Here is an 18,087-nt window from a genome sequence, read left to right on the forward strand (position 1 = left end):
AGCTCTCTTATTGAACTGACTGCATCATATCATAATGCACAATGCAATGCAATACTTTCTTGATGCTTTTTATCATTTTTGTTTGTGTTTTACAGTTTTATTCGTTTTGTTTTATATATAATGCATAATTCCGTTTCTTTATTCAGAGCCTCTTTGTTATATTTTTATCAATATATAACATTTCGTTTCATTCTGTCTAAAAATCATCCAAATCAAACTTCTTACCTGTCATTTTATCCGATCTGTTATGATGCTCCGTCCATACTGTTTAACTTTTCCTCACATGCCTGCGCCGTGCGTGCTCCCATGCCTAAATCCATACCAAAGATTCCATATTCGTCTCCTGCGGAATGTCCGACGATCTTACTACGCCGCCAGCACTCCAAGCACTGCCTCCGCCAGCTTTTTGTGACCTTCCTTATTCAGATGTTCTCTGTCCTCTTTACTCGGCTCTGCCACATCGGATGCTGCAAGGAAATCGCAGTCATATTTTTCTGCAACTTTCTGATAAACTGCTTTCAGTCCCTTCGATACCTCCACGGACTTTTCATTAAACTCCGGATCATACCCCGGCTCCCAGACACCTTCCCCAAGCTGTATCGGGGAGATCAATAAGATCCGGATATTCTGATCTGCCTTACGTATCTGCTCCACCAGACGTTCCACACCAAGACCGATCACCTCTGCTGAGGCATTGTAAAATGTCTTGCAGTCATTCGTTCCAAGCATCAAAACGACACGATCCACCGGTGCATGACTCTCTAAAAGAGTTGGCAGCAATGCAGCTCCTTTTCTTCCCTCACGCAGCTCATCCTCAAAAACCGTTGTCCTGCCGCACAATCCTTCCTCAATGATGCGGTAGCCTTTCCCATACAGCTCCTGCTCGATCAGTCCCGTCCATCTTGTATCTCTATCGTAACGTTTTTTCGTTCCAGGAATCAAACCATAAGTATTGGAATCTCCAAAGCATAATATTTCTTTCATAGTAATCTCCCTTGCTTGTGAAAAATGTATTTTTCACACTATCCTTTTCTGTTCTGTCTTTTATCTGAAGTATTGTATATTTTTGTTTTCTTATTTCCTACTATATTAATATGAATACTATGTTTTGTCAACAAAAAAATATGGTGACAGAAAACCCTGTCCTTAACAATGACAGAAAACCCTATCCTTAACAGGATAGGGTTACAAATCCAATATTTATAAGGCAGATCAATGCAAGCAGTGTCACCGCCAGCTTTCCACCTGTCTGCTTTAATTTTTCTTCCACAGCATCTTCCATACGGTAAATGCAAAACATTGTCACAAACAACAATATAAAATACAGGGTAATATAAACACGCTCACCTGAGACATAGATCGTCGCCATAAATCCAAGGATCATGCCTGCACCAAATCCGCATCCCAACATAAGAAGCGCGTAAATATACTCTATCGGCTGCTCTCCCAGGATAATCCACAATGCATAAAGCATCGCCGCCACTGTGACTGCAAGATACACCATCGGAAGCCAGGTAGAAAGCGTGCCCCAGCTCCATTCTGTGATCTCCTGCGGCATGACAAACAGACCTGATAATCCCGGATAAGCAGTACGCATTGCCGTCTGTCCGAATAAAATCAAGACCGGTAACGCAGAAATAATGGTCTTTTTATAGTCATCCGTTTTTACATAGACAAGCATTGCAAGCACCAATGCAACTGTCAGAAATACGGCATCGCAGTTTGCTATAAACACACGCTCAATACTGAGCAGACCAAGATACAATTTATCTCCAAATCCATATGTCTCAAAAATTGGAAGATCTGCAATGCTGACCGCATTTCTTCCGGCATTTCCCGGACAGAGCAGGATTGAGATCAGTGTTATGATATTAACAAGTACCATTCCTGCCAGATACAGATTATTGCTGTGTATCACTTTTTTGTCTGTCAGCGTGCTTCCAGCAGAATCCTGCACCAAAGGCGTCTTTTTAGATTTCCCACAAATCAGATAAATGCCATACAATATAAAAACCACAAACAGGATCACCGCTACCTGCTCATGACTGCTTGCGATCACACAGACAAGTACCCCTGCAATGCCTTCCACAATATTGATTTTCTTATGTACCAGCATTTTTTTCAGCAGAAATCCAACAAAGAACATTCCCCAGACCGGCCAGAAATAATTTACCGTTGTGGTAATCCAGCCTGCCGTTCCCATATCATGAAACGGATATAAAAGAACCGCCGCTGCCGCACACCAGTCCATCAGTTTTCCGCCATCAAATATTTTTGAGATTAATACCGGAAACGAAATAAAAAGCGTCAGATCAATGAGTCTCCACAAAATTGGATACTTTATGATCCAGACAAGAAGAAACTCTATCACAAACCGGGATGTCCACGTCTCATAACGCTGTATCAGATAATTCCACAATCCAAGCTCTGACGTTGCCTGCGAAAAAAATACATCATCTCCCGCCATCGGACGGATCCTCAGATGATAAATAATCCCCACAAAAGCCACAATGAAAAAAGGCATTAACTGACGCAGATCTGCCCGGGCTTTATTCTGATTTTCCACGCATCCGGCTCCTATTCCTCAAATATATCGTCCATTTTTGTTCCGCAGCTACTGCAGAATGCTGCTCCCTGTGGCATTTTGGCACCACATTTCGGACATTCCACGGCTCCCTGAAGTTTAAATACTTCTGCGCGCATGCGCTCAATCTCTCCAAGCGCCTCCGTGATCAGGAAAAAGTTCTCCTGTTCCGGTGTCTTTTCTTCGCCTTCTACGCTCTCTTCATCCTTGTGTTTCTCATAATATGCTTTTCCAAGTTCCGCATACTGTTTTTCCACAAAATCTTCTTTGGATCTGATATCCATCTTTAACTTTGCGATCCCGGATACATCCTTCGCTTTCTGACCAACATCCTTACCTGCACTCACGATTGTCTCGCTTAACTTATCAAAAAACTCCATACTGTGCTACCTCCCTGAATTGGTTTCCTGATTATTTCTATACTACGCAGTACCTGTTTTGACACTGCTCATTGCTTACGCACATTATACTCTTTTCCTAATATATCTTCAATAAATAAGGTCTTAACTTTATATAAAATGGGGTTAATCGCTGCTGATTACACAGTACGATTGATATGAGCTGCCCGTTCAAATGTTGTGTCGCAGGCTTATGAGTGGCATCCCTCGCAAAGCCGGAGTAATTTTTGTTCCGTTGTACGAAAATAAGGCAATCTAAATGTGCCTGATGTAGGTTTTCTCGGAGTGACGTGACCGGCAGACCAAGATTTTCTAATTTTCTCCCAAAGTCACCAAAATCTGCTCCGGCTTTTGTCAATGAATGTTTCGTTAAAAAATATTACCTTATGCAGTCCATACTTTTTTTACCAGACAATCTAATAATATCAATATGATTGCGCACAAAATTATATATGTGGAATTTAATGGTGTTATACAACCGATGATTACCATTATACTTGATATAAATAACACTGCATTATGTATTTTCCTATGTCTTGAACAATCAATCTTTTTCCATATATAGCATGCAATAAGATATACTATAATTAAAATTATGATTCTATCCATTATTTCACTCCTGAATACATATCTTCTTTACGTCTAATACTGGTATATTTAATTCCTCATTGTAACACTTATGCAATCTATTTTTTATTTCTTCACATTTCAATGTAGGATTTATGCTTTTTGCCAATGCAATTATTCCTGTAACATATGCTACTGAAATAGACACACCTTCGGAATAAGTATATGTATCCTCCGGCATTAAACAATATACTTTCTCCGCCGGAGCATATATATCAATTTTTTCTCCATATCCAGAAAACTCATATATTTTACCATTTATCCCCAAACCTCCTACACATATAACATTGGGTAACTCAAAACAACCTGGATACACATGTTGTACATCTACATTAGAACTATTTTTCCCACCTGAGCAAACAAAAATTACATCTGAACATTCTTTCATTATTGTATATAATTTTTCACTATATACTTCCATATCCCAACTACAATTAAAAAGACGAATTCCCTTATTATATCCATATTTAATTGCATTAACCACATCATCAACTTGATTATTAGAAATTTCTTGATCGTTATGATATATTACACTTTGTAAATCAGAAGATGTAATATCTATACCACTATCTATAATTCCCACAATAATGGTTTCATTTCCATATGTTTCCTTCCAAACATCTTCTATATGTATTTTATTTTTCCAATATTCAGTCTGTTCGCATCCTGCAGTCTGTATAAATAATGAAGCAAAAATTATATTTGCATCCTTTCGCTGGTGTTCCATCTGCTAATGCTTGTTTACTTCCTTTTGATGTTTTAGCCCATTTAAACGATGGTGGTGTTCCTAGCATATTATAATACGTTATGCTTTTTGAATTTGTACTATAGGCAAAACCTCCACTCCATGCAACACCAATTGTGTCTGTATAACTCCAAGGATAATAACACTTTAGCCAATTAAATGATTCTGTAACTTTATATTTAGAATTTTTTCGCTTTCCATCTTTATATGTTGATTGAATACTGTTTGTGAAAAACTTAGTTTTGAAGTAGCAATTGATGAGAGCGATTTAATTTTTTAAACTGTCAAAACAGAATTATACTCTTTTCCCTGTATTTCTTCAATAAACACCTTTTTCATCTTATACATTATCTTTCTTATCTCGTACAGATATATATCAGATATCCTGCATAACATGCAAGCAGCACCACACCTTCTTTTTTCTCTATATGAAGCCTGCTCCATGCAAACACCCATACAAGAATGCTTACCAGCACCAGAAGTATACTGTCCACCACATTTTCCATAATAAACGCTACCGGACTTATCGCTGCTGTCACTCCCAGAATAAACAGAATATTAAAAATATTTGATCCGATCACATTTCCAAATGCCATATCAACTTCATTTTTTCTTGCAGCTACCACAGAGGTGACGAATTCCGGCAGGCTGGTTCCCATTGCAACGATCGTAAGTCCAATCAGATTCTGGCTTAACCCGGCTTTTACGGCAATCGCTGACGCACCATCTACAACAAAATCCCCGCCAAATTTAATAGCCACTGCACCACCCACAATATATAATGCACATTTCCATGCAGGATAAATTTTATATTCACCGGAAGGATCTTCTGCTTCTGCCGATGCCGCATGCGCTTTTAATGCTGACCGTACCATCCATACCAAAAATCCAATAAAAAGAAGTAACAATATCACACCATCTGTTCTTCCTATCTCCATGCCGGAAATTCCCAGAACAAACAAAAGCACCGCGCACAGAACAGAAACTGGTATTTCTTTTTTTAATGTATCTTTCTGTACGATCAACGGTGCAAATAATGCACATGCCCCGCATACAAACATTAAATTAAAAAGGTTAGAACCTATCACATTGCTGACTGCCAATGCATTGTTACCGGCAACGGAAGCTGTTACACTGACAGCAAGTTCCGGCAGGCTCGTCCCCATTGCAACGATCGTGAGTCCGACAATCATAGACGGAATCCGCAGCGCCCTTGCAACGGAAGAACTTCCCTCAACAAAAAAATCTGCACCTTTGATCAATAAAACAAATCCCACCATCAATAAAGCTATTGACTGCATCATCGCCACCATACACATTTCCTCCTTCGTTTTTCCTGTTATTTATATCCTGTTATTTATAAAATTCCCAGATGTGTCAAAAGGATTCTGACACCGAGCAATACTAAGATCAGTCCGCCGGCAAACTCTGCTTTCTTTTCGTACTTGTTTCCAAAAAAGTTTCCAACATAAACCCCGCCAATCGAGATACAAAAGGTGGTGATTCCAATGATCGTGATTGCCTCCACGATCGGATAGTCCAGAAATGCAAATGTGATCCCGACTGCAAGTGCATCAATACTTGTCGCAACTGCAAGCACAAACATCTCTTTGAGATCGAGTGGCGCATCCAGTTCTTTTACCTCATCCTCTTCCTGATCCGGTTTTATGGATTCGATGATCATTTTACCACCGATCACTCCAAGAAGTATAAATGCGATCCAATGGTCAATGCTTGTGATATATTTTTCAAACTGACTTCCCAAAAGCCATCCGATAAGAGGCATCAATGCCTGAAATCCTCCAAAAAATAACCCGATCACAAGTGCCTGTTTCTTGTTGACCTTACGCATCCCAAGTCCTTTGCAGATCGACACTGCAAATGCATCCATGGACAGCCCGACGCCCATCAGGAACAATTCAATAAAAATAGCCATCTTTTTTTACCCGCTTTCTTTTTGTATCAGACATTTTCCGTGATGTTTCCTCAGTTATTTTGTACTGTATGCGTCATTCCTGCAGTGATTTCCAATTTCTGACATACTTTAAATGATAATATTTCTCAAATAAATATGACAAAAAAAGAGACTCCACGTATATTCCTGTACCGGATATCCTCGCAGATATCCCTACAAAAATATACATGAGTCTCATTCTTTAAGATTTGCCAGGTTCTTTTCGTGTGTGCCCACCAAAAGAAACCGGTATGTTGACAAACCACGCGATCACGCGAACTACTCCCTCACGGTTTCACAGACTGCTTTCCTTCAAAACAGCCTGTGCTCATCATAAGTTTTTCACTTATGCCAAACGCTGTTTTCACATCATATCTTATACACCATGATTTGTCAATGAATGTTTCGTTAAAAAAACATTACACCGCTGCAAGCGCGATTCCAAGGAACACATAAAACAACAGCAGTGCAAGAAGTGACAGCAATCCTGTCTGCACCCAGTGCGCGAGGAAATCATTGTGCGCACGCTCCATGATCCTGCCGGTGCTCTCCGCATAGATCATCTTTCCAACATAATCATTTTGCGGAAACACTTCTGCAAAGGTGTCCGGACCGCTCCCTTTTAAGATATAATGTTTTAACATTGGGAGTATCCTTGACCAGATGTAAAGGCGGCCGCTTCCTAAATATTCCAGTCCGTGGAAATTAGCATGCGGTATTTCCACCATCTCATCCGCTTTTCCCCATTCTGTCTCATAATAATATCCCGCAGCAAGTTTTGAAAATTCCAGTGTATAATCATCCAGCCAAAATATTAATTCTTCTTTTGCATCCATCTGTATTGCATTTGCTATCCTCCCCCCAATGCGTTTTTGATACACTAAGGGGATTAGTTTTTCCCAGGCGGTCATCCTCCGTATTGTCATCTTCGTAGTCTACATCAGAAAATGCCACCAATTCCTCGTTTTCGTCCTCGTCGTCTGTATTATCAGAAGCAACAGAAGCGATTTCCGGGTATTCGATTTCATCGTCCTGCACACCAAACAGAACCACATGAGCGTTGACTCCGTCCCAGATAACCTTACGCACGATGGTGCGGATGGCTGCTCGTTTCTGCTCTATGGTCATTTCATCAATGCCATCCTTAAAGACAGTCAGCAGCTGACGCATCAAGTCAAACTCAATATCGCTGAGAGCATGCTGTGTGGTCAGACCCTCCAGTTCCTGAATACGTTTTTCAAGGGACTGGTATTCCTCGTTCAACTGCTCAATTCGTTTGGTTACATGCGCCTTGGCAGGGCTGTCGCCCATATCTACAAGGGCGTCTACCAGAGAATTGATTTTCTTCTCGGTTTCTGCCTTTTCCTTTCTCATTTCATCAAGTCGCTGCTCATAGTCCATGCGATTGCCGGTATAGAATCTACGGCTCTGTTCCAACTGTGCAATGAAAGTATCCTTATCCTCCGCAAGCATTTTAATCTGCTCGACCACAGCCATATCCAATGTATTGCCATTGGCATTCTTGCTGTTGCATACAGACCTCTGACTGCGTTCCTTCATTTTGCATACATAGGTATAAATTACTTTTCCATCCGCAGTTTTGCGCTTGCTCATTTTCGGATACATACGCTCACCGCAGCTACAGAATAGCAAGCCAGTCAGAAGCGCTTCATTACTGCGTGGCTTTCTAAAGGATTTGGATTTATTGCATTCCAAAGATTCTTGAATCTGTACCCACACTTTACCCGGAATCAGCCGCGGATGCTTGCCAACAGATACAATCCATTCACTTGCAGGAAGGTACTTTGTTGCTCTGCCTTTTTCCTGATCGGTACGGTTGTACGCCATAATACCATGCTTGTTGTCAAAGGCATCTTTGTCTGAAAACAAGTCCGTATCATGCTGAGTAAAGAATTGATAGGCATCTTCATCCGCAATGCTGCGGAAGAAATCGTCTTAAATGAATTGATATATTGTTAAAAATGAAGGCCATCACGGTTCTCTATTTGAGAACCAGTGATGGTCTTTATCTTAATGCGAATTTAATGCCATAACCGGCACGCTAATACCCATTTTATGGTTGAAATGCAATAATACAATTAAGAAAACGAACGTTGGAGGTGTTGAGATGGGGAAACTGGAACGTAAATTATCCTCCTCACAGATGATCATTCTCGGTTTTGCCGCTGTCATATTGTTGGGTGCGCTGCTTCTGATGCTGCCGGTATCCAGTAAAGGTGGAGAGATTACACCGTTTCTGGATTGTCTGCTGACATCGACTTCGGCGGTTTGTGTGACCGGACTTGTGGTTTATGATACGGCGGCACATTGGACAGTGTTTGGGCAGGCAATCATTATTGTGTTAATTCAAATCGGCGGCATGGGCGTTATCACAGTAGCTGCTGCGATTACAATGGCAGCAGGAAAGAAAATCTCCTTGATGCAAAGAAGCACAATGCAGGATGCAATTTCCGCACCGCAGGTTGGCGGCATTGTCCGATTCACTGGTTTCATCTTGAAAGGCATCGTAATTATTGAGCTTTTGGGCGCAGCGATCATGGCTCCTGTGTTCATCGGGGATTACGGATTTGGCGAAGGTCTTTGGATGGCAGTATTTCACTCTATCTCAGCCTTCTGTAATGCCGGTTTTGACATTGTAAATGATGGTATTCTGTTTAATTCTTTGATGGGATATGCTGCAAATCCAATTATCAATCTGGCAATCATGCTACTGATTATCATCGGCGGACTTGGATTTTTGACTTGGAGAGATATTTGCACCAACGGCATCCACATAAAGCGATACCGTATGCAAAGCAAAGTTATCCTTACTGTTACCTCAGGATTGATACTGATTCCAACGGTCTACTTCTTCTTTTTCGAACTGGCACATCTTCCGTTTGCAGAACGCTTTTGGGGAGCCTTGTTCCAAGCTGTTACGCCGAGAACAGCAGGCTTTAACACCGTGGACTTGAATGCAATGAGCGAAACTGGACAGATGATTACATCATTGTTGATGATCATCGGCGGTGCGCCCGGTTCTACGGCAGGAGGTATGAAAGTTACTACCTTTGCAGTAATGATATCTGTCGCAGCGGCAGTCTTTCAAAAACGTCAGAATGGTTGTTTCTTCGGGCGACGCATCGATGATGATACCGTAAAAAATGCGGCAACGGTGTTCTTTATGTATATTTCGTTATTTCTTCTTGGTGGCATAGCAATCAGTAAACTGGAAAATCTTCCGCTTGTAACTTGCCTGTATGAAAGTGCATCGGCGGTTGGCACAGTCGGTTTGACACTGGGTATCACACCGGAACTTGGGGCTATAAGCAAACTGATTCTGATTGCACAGATGTATATCGGCAGAGTTGGTGGGCTGACGCTGATCTTCGCTACACTGCCGGCAACAAAAAACACATTATCAAAACTCCCTGTCGAGAAAATCTCGGTAGGTTAAGAACAAGGAGGTTCTGTTATGAAATCGATATTATTGATTGGTCTTGGACGATTTGGCAAGTTTATTGCTATGAAGCTGCACACTATGGGACATCAGGTTATGGCAGTAGATACCAGTGAGGAACGTGTAAATGCACTGCTTCCTTATGTTACCAATGCACAGATTGGGGACAGCACCAATGAAGAATTCCTCGCTTCTCTGGGTATTGGCAATTACGATTCCTGTATTGTTGCCATTGGAGATAACTTCCAAAACTCTTTGGAAACCGCTTATCTGCTGAAAGAATTGGGCGCTAAAAAGGTTATTGCCCGTGCATCTCGTGAGATACAGGAAAAGTTTCTGCTACGTAATGGCGCAGATGAAGTGGTCTACCCTGAAAAGCAGTTGGCTGCATGGACAGCAGTCCGTTGTTCCTCTGAGAATATCTTGGAGTACATTGAACTGGATAACGAATACGCTATTTTCGAATTGGAAACCCCACTTGAGTGGAACGGAAAAACCATTGTACAGTTAGACATTCGTAAAAAGTTTGGCATCAACATCCTTGGTATCCGTGAGAACGGAAGATTAAATATGAGCATTACGCCGGATACCGCGCTTGGTCGAAATAAATCGATTCTTGTGTTAGGACAGGAAAAAGCCGTCCACAAGTGCTTCCGCATATAATCAATCCTTTTTTAATCAGGCTAAGGAGGTGTTCTTGATGAAGGATCTATTTTTAATACTAATTCTGTTGGCAACTTTTGCATTTGGATACTATGTTGTTGCAAGATTCGGAGATTTCATTGAAGAAAACCAACGCCTAATCGCCGAAGGTAACCGAAATAGCCAATGCAAGATTCATATTGCAGCAGAAACCCCGATGCTGTTGAATTCCATTGCATCTGCATTAGAGAGCTGTTCTGAATCTGCTCCTCATGTTGAGTTCTTTCTCAGTAGTGGACAAATCAATCATCTCTTAGATAAGCTAATAAACGAACGTATCGACATTCTTCTTCTGGCAGATGACAGCACAGAACCTTTGGGGCAACAATATGCTTCTGTTCGGATTCCATACGAAAAGACAAAGATGCTGGTAACCACGCTTGGTCTAACGGTTGAAAATTTGGATGAGGAAAAATGGATTCGTGTTGTTTGGAAAAAGAGTTTGAAATCCAAAAATCGTGACCGAGTAATTACAGCATTGGAAATGGAACATTGTAGACTAAAATGCGGATATGCTGACTATTTAGACTGATCGTTCACATTTTCGAGGTAGAAATCAGGACTTTTGTATGGTAGAATCTATTACAAAATTGGAGGTGAGGATAATGAATAAACTAAATAACATTAACAGCAAGCAGGATCATATCCTCGCCTGTCTGTCGTCGGCACCGTCCAATGCAAAGATCATTCGTACCGCCGCAAGAATGGCAAAAGCCTTTGACAGTCAGTTTACAGCATTATTCGTTGAAACACCGGATTTTGCAGTGGCTACCGACGAAAACAAAAAGCGATTGGAGGAAAACCGCAAGCTGGCTGAACAGCTTGGAGCGACTATCGAAACGGTATATGGCGACGATGTTCCGTACCAAATTGCAGAGTTTGCCCGCATCTCCGGTATTACTCGAATTGTTTTGGGCCAAAGCTCCGCTATCCAAAAGCATCTGTTTGGAAAGCCGACATTAACACAACTTCTGTTGTCCTATGTACCAGAGCTGGATATTCATATCATTCCAGATAAAGCAGCAGATACGACCTATCATCCCAAAAAGGCGAGGAAATACCATCACGAGCAAATCATAAAAAACACTGTAAAGAGCGCTCTGATTCTGTTTGCGGCAACATTACTCAGTTTGTTGTTTCACGAGATAGGCTTTACCGATGCAAATATTATAATGGTGTATATTCTTGGTGTGTTGTTGACATCTATTGCCACATCCCATCAGATATACAGCTTGATTTCATCCATAGTCAGTGTATTTATCTTTAATTATCTGTTTACAGCACCTCGATTCTCGCTCGCAGCTTACGATACCGGTTATCCGGTAACATTCGTAGTTATGTTTTTAACGGCGTACATCACAGGTACATTTGCCATTCGATATAAAGAACAGGCACGACAATCAGAGAAAATCGCCAAACGAACAAAGGTACTTTTTGATACAGATCAGCTTTTGTCTAAGGCAGAAAACAAATTAGCCATTCTGCAAACTGCCGGACAGCAGATCAACAAGCTGCTCGGACGAAGTATAGTCATTTTTGACCACGAAGGTGGACGATTATCTGAGCCGATACGTTTCATTTCGGATGAACAGCGCTTTTACGATGAAGAAACAGAACTTGCGATTGCAGAGTGGGTTCTTCAGAACAATCATAATGCCGGAGCTACAACAAAGAACTTCCCAGATGCACAGTATCTGTATTTTGCTGTTCGTGTCAATGAACGAATATATGGTGTCGTGGGAATTGATGCAATGGCAGGTGCTTTGGATGCATCAGAGCAGGGCATCCTTTTGTCTATTCTCGGTGAAACAGCGCTTGCACTGGAAAATGAGAAGAATATCAGGGAAAAAGAAGCTGCAGCAATTCTGGCAGAGAGTGAACAACTTAGAGCTAATCTGCTGCGAACCATCTCCCATGACTTACGCACTCCGCTGACAACGATTTCCGGTAATGCAGGCAATCTTTTACACAACAGTCATAGCTTTGATGATGAAACCAAACAGCAGATTTATGCAGATATTTACGATGACTCCATGTGGTTGACCAACCTGGTGGAAAATCTTTTGTACTCTACTCGTATCGAAGAAGGTCGCATGATGCTGAAAACCTCTCCAGAGCTGGTTTCTGAAATCATCGAGGAAGCGATGCAGCATATCCGCCCCAATGCAAAAAAGCATTCCATCACTTTGAATTATGGGGATGATTTACTGATGGTACGGGCAGATGCAAAGCTGATCGTACAGGTCATCATCAATCTTGTGGACAATGCACTGAAATACACACCTTCGGACACCTTGATTAGTATCAGTGCTGAATGCAAGAACGGGATGGCGGAAATCAAAATCGCTGACACCGGCAAGGGCATCAGCGACGTGGAAAAAGGAAAAATATTTGATAAATTTTACAGCGGCGAACATAAAATAGCGGATAATCGCCGCAGTCTTGGACTGGGTCTGTACCTCTGCAAGGCTATTGTGGAGGCACATGGCGGATCAATCCACATTACGGACAATTTACCGCATGGTTCTGTGTTCCGTTTTACCCTTCCGCTGGAGGAGGTAATAATACATGAATAACTTTCAAATCCTCGTTGTGGAGGATGATGCTCCGGTACGCAATCTAATAACTACAACATTAAGAGCACATGATTACCGCTTTATTGCATCAGGCACCGGTGAAGGAGCCGTGATGGAAGTAGCTTCTCATAATCCTGACATAATTTTACTGGATTTGGGACTACCAGATATTGATGGAGTGGAAGTAATACGCCGTGTCCGTAGCTGGTCAAACGTTCCAATCATTGTTATCAGCGCAAGAGCTGAGGATAATGATAAAATTGATGCACTGGATGCTGGTGCAGATGATTATTTAACAAAACCGTTCTCTGTTGAAGAATTACTAGCACGTCTGCGTGTTACCCAGCGCCGCCTTGCGCTGATGCAAAATGTGAGCAATGAACAGGCGGTCTATCAAAACGGTCCACTTCGAATTGACTATTCTGTGGGTTGTGCTTATCTGGGTGACGATGAGCTGTCTCTGACTGCAACGGAATACAAGCTGCTGTGTTTACTTGCACGAAACACAGGCAAGGTATTGACACATCGTTTTATTTTACAAAATGCATGGGGAAGCAGTTGGGAGAATGACATTGGTTCTCTGCGTGTTTTTATGGCAACTCTGCGAAAAAAGCTGGAGAAAACCCCTGGCGCTCCACAATTCATCCAGACTCATATTGGCGTTGGATATAGGATGCAGAAAGTGGAATAATGCTAAGAAACAGTTAAAAAATCTCTACTTACACTTTGTTGATGGAGCAATTGGTGACATAGCCAGAGAGCTATTCTATAATAAAAAATATTATATTGTGGGAAAGAAGGTGGAATCACAAAATGGATACAAGCGACAGTTGTCCTGACCCTAACCGATGCAATTACAAAATCTATTTGTTCAGATATAGAAGTTAAGACACGACTCGTGCATTGGAATCCATGCATGGGATGTGTCTTTTGCTTTTTTTGAAGATAGTATATTGTTATTGCAGAAAAAGGTTAAAATGTTAGTATTGTTTTTATTACAGATTATATTGATTGCATTAAATGCAGTTTTTGCTTGTGCAGAGATTGCGGTACTTTCCATAAACGAAACAAAATTGGAAAGGATGGCGGGTCAAGGAGATAAACGAGCAAAACGCCTGTTCCGTCTGACAAGAGAGCCTGCCAAGTTTCTGGCAACCATTCAGGTGGCCATCACATTGTCTGACTTCCTGGGTTCCGCATTTGCGGCGGATAACTTCTCTCTCATAGACTGAAATACCGAGGGAGGTGCGTGGTATCGCAAGAAAGAGTGCTCCAATCAATGTAATTGTCCATTATCCAAAAGCTGAAGAAACGGTAAGATTTACCTTCATAAGTGATTGTCACGCCATCCTGGGACGTAACGATTGACTCTAAACGGTTATCTTTCTTCTGATCCAGCACCCTGCTTAAATATCTGCCGCGACCACAACCAGTGCCACGATCGCCGCTCTCGTATATGTAAACCAGCACAAAATCCATGCGTCCACAAGGAAAATACTTCTCCGGTAACAGGTATAAAAATCCGGTATCATGCTGTAATCTGAATTCCAGTTATACTGGCTAAATCCGGTATCATACTCCGCTAAATACACCACAAATGGCAAAACACACAATACCAGGATCACCGGCAGCAGCAAATCATTAAAATGTCCTGCCGTTTTTCTCTTTTCCCTTACTGCTTTTTTTACTGGTTATCTCCTATCAGCCAAGCAACTCAAGAATTTCTTCCTTGGTGAAACTTGCAGAATCCATTCCTTCGCCCTCAAGTACCTGCTCGGCAAGTTTCTTTTTGCGCTCCTGGATATCGATGATCTTCTCCTCGATGGTTCCCTCCGCCACAAGTTTGTATACTGTCACGACGTGCTTCTGTCCGATACGGTGTGCACGGTCTGTCGCCTGGTTCTGTACCGCAACATTCCACCATGGATCATAGTGGATCACGATGTCCGCAGAGGTAAGGTTTAATCCGGTTCCACCTGCTTTTAAGCTGATACAGAATACCGGAACATCATCATTATTAAAACTATCTACCATCTGCATACGTTTTTCTTTATTGACAGAACCGGTCAGAAGATAATAATCAATACCTTCCTTTTTCAGACGCTCTGTCAGACGATCTAACATGGATGTAAACTGTGAGAACAAAAGGATCTTGTGTCCTGCTCCGACTGCATTTACGATCAGTTCCATACACATATCCGTCTTTGCAGATTCTCCCTGATAATCTTCCAGCAAAAGAGCCGGATCACAGCAGAGCTGACGCAGTTTTGTAAGTTCGGAAAGGATCTGCATCTTTCCTTTCTGAAATTCTTTGTCGTTCTGCTGACTTAACATCTGTTTCATTCTGGTCGCGTAAGCATCATATAACTGCATCTGCTCGCCATCTAACCTTGCAAATACATTTTCTTCGATCTTCTCCGGAAGGTCTTTTAATACATCTCCCTTCAGACGTCTTAAAATAAACGGACGGATCATGCGCTGTAAGCGTTCCATCTTGTTTGCATCCTGATTTACCGCGATCGGAAGTTCAATTTCCTCCCGGAATTTCTGATAAGTATATAAAAATCCCGGCATCAGATAATCAAAAATACTCCACAGCTCGCTGAGCCTGTTTTCAATCGGTGTTCCGGTCAATGCAAGTTTGAATGCTGCAGTGATCTTTTTCACACCTTTTGCCGCCTGGGTGGACGGATTCTTGATATACTGGGCTTCATCAATGACCTGGATCGCAAATACAAATTTCTGGTACACTTCTGCATCTCGCTTTAACAGATCATACGAGGTAATAAGGATCTCGCCCTCTTTACTGTGTCTTATGATCGATGCACGCTCCGGTACACTGCCGGCTACTATGACAGTCTGCAACTGCGGGGCAAACCGCGAGATCTCCTTCTGCCAGTTATAAACCAAAGATGCCGGACACACGATCAGCGAACGCCGCAGCTCCTTTTCCCCGGACTGCATCTCTTCCTGTTCTGCTGTCAGGAGACTGATGACCTGAAGCGTCTTTCCAAGTCCCATATCATCCGCTAAAATACCGCCAAATCCATTTTCACGGAGTGTCTTTAACCACAGGAAACCATTCTTCTGGTAACTTCTCATGATCGAATTTAACGTTTCCGGCACTTCATAGTCACTGTCCTCGATCGTTTTCATATTGCGGACCATGCCCTTGAACTCTTTATTTTTCTCGATCGATAGAAGCTGATTGTTCTTTAATGCCGCATCAAGATACATTGCGCGGTATTTTGGAACAATTACAGTGCCTTTTTTCAGGTTTGTTTCTGTCAGGCGCAGATCCTCGCTGACTTCCGCTAACGTACTCAGTCCATCTTCTTCAATATTTAGAAAATCACCGTTTTTCAGACGGATATACTTCTTTTTCCGGTCATATTTTGAAAGCAGATATGCAAGTTCTTCCCGTGACATTTCATCGGAATGAATTTTTAATTCCAGAAGATCGCTCTTTAACGAAATGCCCACAGAAACAGCCGGTGAAGATACAACCTTTAAATTACGGAAATTCTCCGTCGTATATATGGTCATAAATTCGCCCAGTCTTCTGAGACCGCCTGAAACAAGCTGGTAAAGCATTTCCTCATTATGTGACAGCACAAACACGGTCTGTGCCATGGCGTATTCATTAAAATACGGTTCTACAAGATTTTTGATGCGGAGTTCCTCTGCAAGGTCACGCACTTCCCCCGGTGCGATCTTCTCAAGGACATTATATTTATCATCCCCGTAAACAGCCATCAGTTTCGCGCCTACCGTATTCATATCCTGTCTGTCTAAGTAAAGTTCAAACTCCGGCTTTGGCGGCACATAAAGGCTCTCATCAAATCCGGCCTCTTTCTCCACCTTAAAATATTTCTTGAGCAATGGAAGAAGATCACGGCAGAACATGGCAAGCTCATCTGCAGCAATATAGGCCTGTCCCCCGGTCTGACGGTGCATAAATTCAAAAAACTCCCCGACTGTCTCCTTCATTCCTGCAGGACTGCGGTAGATCATATCCGCATCATAAAAATAAAAATATTTTTCACCTATGATCACAGAATCATCTTCCAGCAGCAGAAAGATTCCGGAACCACCCTGACGGATGACCAGTTTCGGCTTTTTCTCTTCCGGTGAAAACGTATAGGTATCCTCCGGTAAAAATCCTACCTCCGCCTCAAACGGCATGTCACCAACTGCCTCAAAAAAGCGGTCGATTCCCACACCATCTAACTCCATTGTGCGCTCATAGCTGCCTGTATACGCATAATACGCATGGAACTGGCTCTGACGCCTTTTGTCCATTTCCTGCTGTTCCATAAATGTGATGATGCGTTTTGCAGATTCCGTAAATGCATCTAAATGATGATAAAATTCCAGTTTTTTTCCATAACGGACTTTTTCGTTAATTTTGATCGAATGTAAAAATGCAGAAATATTTTTGAGAACATATTTCTGTTCCATTCCGATCTTAAATTCTACTGTCGCGTAACTGTATTCCATTTTAAAGTATGGCTCTAACTCCACCTTACCGTAAATATTTTCCGGTAGAAGATAAGTAGAACCTGCACGCATGGAATAACGGTTTAACAGATTTTTCAGCGATATATCTGTCTTTAACTCTTTTTCCGCATAAGGCTTTGTCTCCTTCTCAGGAGTGATGCCAAGTTTTGCATTCAAAATATCTTTTGCCTGTCTGCGGTTCACATAAGCGAGTGCAATGGCAACGCAGTGTTTGCAGATGCCCTCATAGTTACAGAATGCCTCACAGTTGCAGCGGCTCTCTGAAACTTCCGCATATTCTTCATCTATCACAAGCCGGACATCATAATGATCCTCGACTTGTCCTTTTACTTTTCCAGTTAATTCTGCCTTTGGAACGCCATCTTCCGTGTATACATCATAGGAAAATTCCTGTACAAGTCCCTGCTCATACAATTCCTTTCCCCGGCGGTATGCTGCCGGATATGCTTCCTGTTTAATGTCTGATATGGAAAACATGTCTGCTTTGCTCCTCAATCGTATATTTCTTGCATCTTTTTAT

16 protein-coding genes and 1 pseudogene are annotated in these 18,087 nt (G+C 41.9%); 6 read left to right on the forward strand and 11 right to left on the reverse strand.

Features of this window, described 5'->3' with window-relative positions; translation table 11 throughout:
* Positions 1 to 245: 245 nt before the first annotated feature.
* The 9 genes from H8S51_RS00235 to H8S51_RS00275 all read right to left on the reverse strand — a co-directional run bounded on the left by H8S51_RS00235 (position 246) and on the right by H8S51_RS00275 (position 8,198).
* A complete protein-coding gene (locus H8S51_RS00235) occupies positions 246 to 386 on the reverse strand; it encodes a hypothetical protein (protein WP_241070815.1) in 141 nt (46 codons plus the stop codon).
* Positions 367 to 984: an SGNH/GDSL hydrolase family protein gene (locus H8S51_RS00240; RefSeq protein ID WP_117920835.1), complete on the reverse strand. Its 618-nt coding sequence runs from the start codon at positions 982 to 984 to the stop codon at positions 367 to 369. Before H8S51_RS00240 ends, H8S51_RS00235 begins: the two co-directional genes overlap by 20 nt.
* Positions 985 to 1,171: 187 nt before the next feature.
* Positions 1,172 to 2,566, reverse strand: coding sequence for a hypothetical protein (locus tag H8S51_RS00245; RefSeq protein WP_118209270.1), 1,395 nt, complete (start codon positions 2,564 to 2,566; stop codon positions 1,172 to 1,174).
* Between the two features lie 11 nt (positions 2,567 to 2,577).
* Positions 2,578 to 2,964 (reverse strand): zinc ribbon domain-containing protein, encoded by a 387-nt coding sequence (locus H8S51_RS00250; protein WP_186899841.1) that lies wholly within the window; start codon positions 2,962 to 2,964, stop codon positions 2,578 to 2,580.
* A 631-nt stretch (positions 2,965 to 3,595) separates the two neighbouring features.
* Positions 3,596 to 4,336, reverse strand: a complete 741-nt coding sequence (locus H8S51_RS00255) for a S8 family serine peptidase (RefSeq protein WP_118209272.1) — start codon at positions 4,334 to 4,336, stop codon at positions 3,596 to 3,598.
* Positions 4,337 to 4,710: 374 nt separating this feature from the next.
* The gene (locus H8S51_RS00260) at positions 4,711 to 5,667 is read right to left on the reverse strand and encodes a calcium/sodium antiporter (RefSeq protein ID WP_118209273.1); all 957 of its coding nucleotides are present in this window, start codon (positions 5,665 to 5,667) and stop codon (positions 4,711 to 4,713) included.
* 44 nt (positions 5,668 to 5,711) lie between these two features.
* The gene (locus tag H8S51_RS00265) at positions 5,712 to 6,290 is read right to left on the reverse strand and encodes a manganese efflux pump MntP (RefSeq protein ID WP_117920841.1); all 579 of its coding nucleotides are present in this window, start codon (positions 6,288 to 6,290) and stop codon (positions 5,712 to 5,714) included.
* A gap of 437 nt (positions 6,291 to 6,727) precedes the next feature.
* Positions 6,728 to 7,144, reverse strand: coding sequence for an O-antigen ligase family protein (locus H8S51_RS00270; RefSeq protein WP_158570868.1), 417 nt, complete (start codon positions 7,142 to 7,144; stop codon positions 6,728 to 6,730).
* Complete coding sequence (locus H8S51_RS00275) at positions 7,107 to 8,198, reverse strand: recombinase zinc beta ribbon domain-containing protein (RefSeq protein ID WP_118209275.1); 1,092 nt, start codon at positions 8,196 to 8,198, stop codon at positions 7,107 to 7,109. The genes H8S51_RS00270 and H8S51_RS00275 overlap by 38 nt, the downstream gene beginning before the upstream one ends.
* Before the next feature lie 238 nt (positions 8,199 to 8,436).
* Between H8S51_RS00275 and H8S51_RS00280 the strand changes: the two genes are divergently transcribed.
* From H8S51_RS00280 to H8S51_RS00305, 6 genes and pseudogenes are all read left to right on the forward strand, one after another.
* Positions 8,437 to 9,765: a TrkH family potassium uptake protein gene (locus tag H8S51_RS00280; RefSeq protein ID WP_241070816.1), complete on the forward strand. Its 1,329-nt coding sequence runs from the start codon at positions 8,437 to 8,439 to the stop codon at positions 9,763 to 9,765.
* 18 nt (positions 9,766 to 9,783) lie between these two features.
* Positions 9,784 to 10,431 carry a potassium channel family protein gene (locus H8S51_RS00285; protein WP_118209276.1) on the forward strand — a complete coding sequence of 216 codons (648 nt, stop codon included), beginning with the start codon at positions 9,784 to 9,786 and terminating at the stop codon, positions 10,429 to 10,431.
* A gap of 37 nt (positions 10,432 to 10,468) precedes the next feature.
* The gene (locus tag H8S51_RS00290; protein WP_118209277.1) at positions 10,469 to 11,002 is read left to right on the forward strand and encodes a hypothetical protein; all 534 of its coding nucleotides are present in this window, start codon (positions 10,469 to 10,471) and stop codon (positions 11,000 to 11,002) included.
* A 73-nt stretch (positions 11,003 to 11,075) separates the two neighbouring features.
* Positions 11,076 to 13,046 (forward strand): DUF4118 domain-containing protein, encoded by a 1,971-nt coding sequence (locus H8S51_RS00295; RefSeq protein WP_158576207.1) that lies wholly within the window; start codon positions 11,076 to 11,078, stop codon positions 13,044 to 13,046.
* Positions 13,039 to 13,737 carry a response regulator transcription factor gene (locus tag H8S51_RS00300; RefSeq protein ID WP_117920846.1) on the forward strand — a complete coding sequence of 233 codons (699 nt, stop codon included), beginning with the start codon at positions 13,039 to 13,041 and terminating at the stop codon, positions 13,735 to 13,737. Before H8S51_RS00295 ends, H8S51_RS00300 begins: the two co-directional genes overlap by 8 nt.
* Positions 13,738 to 14,023: 286 nt before the next feature.
* Positions 14,024 to 14,266, forward strand: a pseudogene (locus H8S51_RS00305) (CNNM domain-containing protein); the annotation flags it as partial.
* Positions 14,267 to 14,452: 186 nt separating this feature from the next.
* Here the strand turns inward: H8S51_RS00305 and H8S51_RS00310 are convergent.
* Both H8S51_RS00310 and H8S51_RS00315 read right to left on the reverse strand, forming a co-directional pair.
* On the reverse strand, positions 14,453 to 14,683 hold the full coding sequence (locus H8S51_RS00310; RefSeq protein WP_118209280.1) for a hypothetical protein: 231 nt from the start codon (positions 14,681 to 14,683) through the stop codon (positions 14,453 to 14,455).
* 64 nt (positions 14,684 to 14,747) lie between these two features.
* Positions 14,748 to 18,044, reverse strand: coding sequence for a DEAD/DEAH box helicase (locus tag H8S51_RS00315; protein WP_186899842.1), 3,297 nt, complete (start codon positions 18,042 to 18,044; stop codon positions 14,748 to 14,750).
* Between the last annotated feature and the right edge of the window lie 43 nt (positions 18,045 to 18,087).

It is taken from the genome of Roseburia rectibacter (genome assembly GCF_014287515.2).
In the GTDB taxonomy this organism is placed as follows: Bacteria; Bacillota; Clostridia; order Lachnospirales; family Lachnospiraceae; genus Roseburia; species Roseburia rectibacter.